Genomic DNA, 4,009 nt, shown 5'->3' with positions numbered 1-4,009 from the left:
TTCCCCAACCTGCGGATAAAACAGAGTGTTCCGGATTCGTTGTATATAAAAACATATCCCAATTACCTGTCGGTGGGAGCGCATGTGTTGTCGCCATCCATCCGTACGGATATAAACTCGCGAAAGTCATTGGTAAATGGATTTGATCCTGCCATGAAGTTACGCACTAATATTGCGGACATCGCCGGCCTGTCGGTTAGCTATCGGTTTATTTCTGCGGGCTTTGCGTTTCTCCTGAAGTCGGGCATGAACATGCATGACGACTATGCAAAGAGTAAATATCGCACCGCTACGATTAAATATAGCAGCGAGGCGCTTATGCTCCAATTCAAATATATCCGCATCAAAGGCTTCACGGATATAAATACAAACAATCATCCGGAAGGCAACCCGCCGTATACATTACGCGATGATCTTACCAGTAAAGAGTTTCAATTCGAAGCGCTTTATAATTTTGACTGGAAGCGTTATTCCTATATCGCTCCGCTTACCTTTTCACAGCGGCAGGTAAAAAGCCGTGCCGGCTTCCTGTTAAAGACAGGTATATATTATCATCAGCTGTATAGTGACTCATCGCTGATGAATGCGTGGCAGCGGCCTTACTATCCTGACCTGGCGAAAGCGAAAGTACTTCGCTCATTGACATTACGGATTGCTCCGGGAGCAGGCGGTAACCTGGTTTTCAACAGGTGTCTGTATTTTTCTTTTGCGACTTTCGTTTCTTACGATCTGTACCTTTATAAATACCTGGATCATCCGGATGATAAAGTCTCCGGCCGGCAGGCATTCGTCTTTACTGTTGACGGAAAGTTTGGATTCGGTTATCAGTCGCGCAGACTATACGCGGGCATTCGTTATGAAGTAGAGAACCGGATAGCTGCGCTGCACGATGATGTTTCATTGAACGCATTTTACGGATATACCGGTATAGAGATTGGATACCGTTTTGATGCGCCTGGTGTTTTGCGAAAAGTATATCGCAAAACCATGCCACCCGGAATGTAAAAGAGGTTGCCTTACCGGCAGCCTCTTTTGCATTTACTATATATTGTACTCGTCAGAAACGACTTGTGCCATCGTATATCTTGTTGCCATCATTGTTATGAACAGCATACGTAAATCCTTTTTGCAGGCAATATGCTCCGTATTCACCTTGCTTGTTTAATGCTAAAAATCCAACCTGTACCTGTTTTGCTTTTTCAGGGCTCTTTTTCAGAATACGTTCAACTGCCAGGCGGCAAGCCTCCTGTGGAGAATTACCCTGACGCATCAACTCCACTACGAGGTGACAACCTACAATACGAACAACTTCTTCACCTACACCGGTAGCGGTGGCTGCACCCACTTCATTATCAACATACAGTCCTGCGCCAATAACAGGAGAGTCGCCTACGCGGCCGTGCATTTTATAGGCCATGCCGCTGGTAGTGCAGGCACCGGAAAGATTTCCATTTGCATCCAGTGCGATGATACCAATCGTATCGTGGTTCTCAATGTTGGCAACGGGTTTATACTCTGCTTTCTTCAACCATTCTTTCCACGCTTTCTCGGATTCTTTGGTGAGGAGATTTTCTTTTTTAAATCCGTTGGCCAATGCAAATTGAAGAGCACCTTCACCCACGAGTATAACGTGCGGAGTTTTTTCCATTACCTTTCTTGCGACTGATACCGGGTGCACAATGTGTTCAAGAAACATGACAGACCCGCAGTTACCATTCTCATCCATGATACAGGCATCGAGTGTAACATGTCCGTCACGATCGGGCAAACCACCTAAACCTACAGATGTTTCTTTCGGATCTCCTTCGGGTACACGCGCCCCGGCTTCTACCGCATCCAATGCTCTTCCTCCGGTTGATAAGATTTTCCAGGCTTCCACGTTAGCAGCAAGTCCGAAGTTCCAGGTTGAAAGAACGATGGGCTTCTGTGGAGCAGCAGCATTTTTTGCAAAGCTCTTGCTAAAGGGCAGGAGCGAGGCACCGAGTGCGGAGAGTTGAATAAATTTTCTGCGGGTGGTCATGTACTTCTGGGTTAATGATTAAGCGTTTAAAGTTCAGGGTTCTTCGTGCAAAGTTCTTTTGTTCGCAGTTCCTGGTTCAAGGTTGTAAACGAATATATTCTCCTGTTCTACTCGGTTGTTATAGCGGAATGTTGCTGTGTTTTTTCTTCGGTAGTTTTGCTACTTTGTTTTCGAGCATGGCGAACGCACGAATCAGTTTTTCGCGGGTCTGGTCAGGGTATATCACTTCATCAATATAGCCGCGGTGCGCTGCACGATATGGATTGGCAAACTTTACCGTATACTCTCCGATTTTCTCATTCAATTTAGCTTCCGGATCGCTCGCTTCTGCAATCTCTTTCCGGAATATAATTTCAGAAGCACCTTTAGCGCCCATCACAGCAATTTCGGCCGTAGGCCACGCATAGTTGAGGTCTGCACCAATGTGTTTGGAATTCATTACATCATAAGCACCACCATAGGCCTTGCGTGTAATGACGGTAACACGAGGCACAGTAGCCTCCGAAAATGCAAAGAGTAATTTTGCCCCGTTGGTAATGATGCCGTGCCACTCCTGATCAGTGCCCGGCAAAAATCCGGGTACATCTTCAAACACGAGCAACGGTATATTAAAGCAATCGCAGAAGCGTACAAACCGTGCGCCCTTTACGCTGGAGTTTATATCGAGTACACCTGCTAATGATGCAGGCTGGTTGCCTACTACACCAATGCTTCGTCCGGCAATGCGGGCAAAGCCTACTACGATGTTTTCAGCAAAGTTCTTATGTACTTCAAAGAAACTTCCTTCATCCACCACCTCGTTAATAATCTCTCGCATGTCGTAGGGTTGGTTGGGATTGGCTGGTATGATATGATTCAGTGCTTCGCGTTTTTCATTGCCCGGAGTATAGGGTAAGCGTGGTGCTTCGTCTTCGCAGTTCTGCGGAATATAGCTGAGCAGCTTTTTCAGGTATGTGATGCACTCAATTTCATTGGCACAGGCAAAATGCGTAACACCACTCTTGGAGCTGTGTGTCTGTGCACCGCCTAATTCTTCAGCCGTTACATTTTCGTGCGTTACTGTTTTTACTACGTTGGGGCCAGTAACAAACATAAACGAAGTGTTCTCCACCATCATAATAAAATCGGTGATGGCGGGTGAATACACAGCGCCCCCTGCGCAGGGGCCCATGATTGCAGAGATCTGCGGAATTACTCCCGAGGCCAATGTATTTCTGTAAAATATATCCGCATAGCCGCCCAGTGAAACCACACCTTCCTGGATGCGTGCACCGCCCGAATCGTTAAGACCGATGATGGGCGCACCGTTTTTCATGGCGAGGTCCATGATCTTGACGATTTTTTCTGCATGTGTTTCAGAAAGAGTGCCGCCAAACACCGTGAAGTCTTGCGAGAAGACATAGACCAATCGGCCGTTCACAGTTCCATAACCTGTCACTACACCATCACCCAGATAGTATTCTTTATCCAGCCCGAAATCTTTGCTGCGGTGCATTACAAATTTTCCGAGCTCTTCGAAAGAACCTTCGTCCAGTAAAATATGAATACGCTCGCGTGCGGTGAGCTTTCCTTTAGCGCGTTGTTGCTCAATGCGTTTTTCGCCACCACCCGTCAACGCTTCCTGATTCTTGCGTTCCAGTTCATCGAACTTTTGCTGTAATACAGATTCCTGAGTTATTCGTTTGGCCATCTTGGATAAGAATTTGTCTTAAATATAATCAGGAACGGGAAACCGTAAATAGCTGCTGGCTACAAGCCGCTGGCTGCCAGCAAGGTTTTTGTGACACACATGCAACTCATGCACACGTCCAGTAGCCAGCAGCCAGAGGCTTGCAGCTCTTGAACATAGAACAAGGAATATCATGTAACGAATAACTTATTTTTCTGTGCTATTCTGTTCCCGAACGCTATCGGGATGTGGGAATAAAATGCATTTATTTCCCACAGAAATCACAGATCGTTTAGGGTAAGCGTTAATATACTCTTCCT

Annotated in this window: 3 protein-coding genes; 1 reads left to right on the top strand and 2 read right to left on the bottom strand. The window is 46.3% G+C overall.

From position 1 onward, the window contains the following. Positions 1–1,005, top strand: a 1,005-nt coding sequence (locus tag V7Q33_RS23210) for a DUF4421 domain-containing protein (protein WP_333821478.1), incomplete at its 5' end; no start/stop codon positions are given. Positions 1,006–1,057: 52 nt separating this feature from the next. Here the strand turns inward: V7Q33_RS23210 and V7Q33_RS23205 are convergent. After that, positions 1,058–2,020 (bottom strand): isoaspartyl peptidase/L-asparaginase family protein, encoded by a 963-nt coding sequence (locus V7Q33_RS23205; protein ID WP_331978680.1) that lies wholly within the window; start codon positions 2,018–2,020, stop codon positions 1,058–1,060. 118 nt (positions 2,021–2,138) lie between these two features. Further along, positions 2,139–3,710, bottom strand: a complete 1,572-nt coding sequence (locus V7Q33_RS23200) for an acyl-CoA carboxylase subunit beta (RefSeq protein WP_333821477.1) — start codon at positions 3,708–3,710, stop codon at positions 2,139–2,141. Positions 3,711–4,009 lie beyond the last annotated feature (299 nt).

This window comes from Ohtaekwangia sp. (assembly GCF_036786105.1).
Lineage (GTDB): Bacteria > Bacteroidota > Bacteroidia > Cytophagales > Cyclobacteriaceae > Ohtaekwangia.
This window is presented reverse-complemented; position numbering and strand designations above follow the sequence as displayed.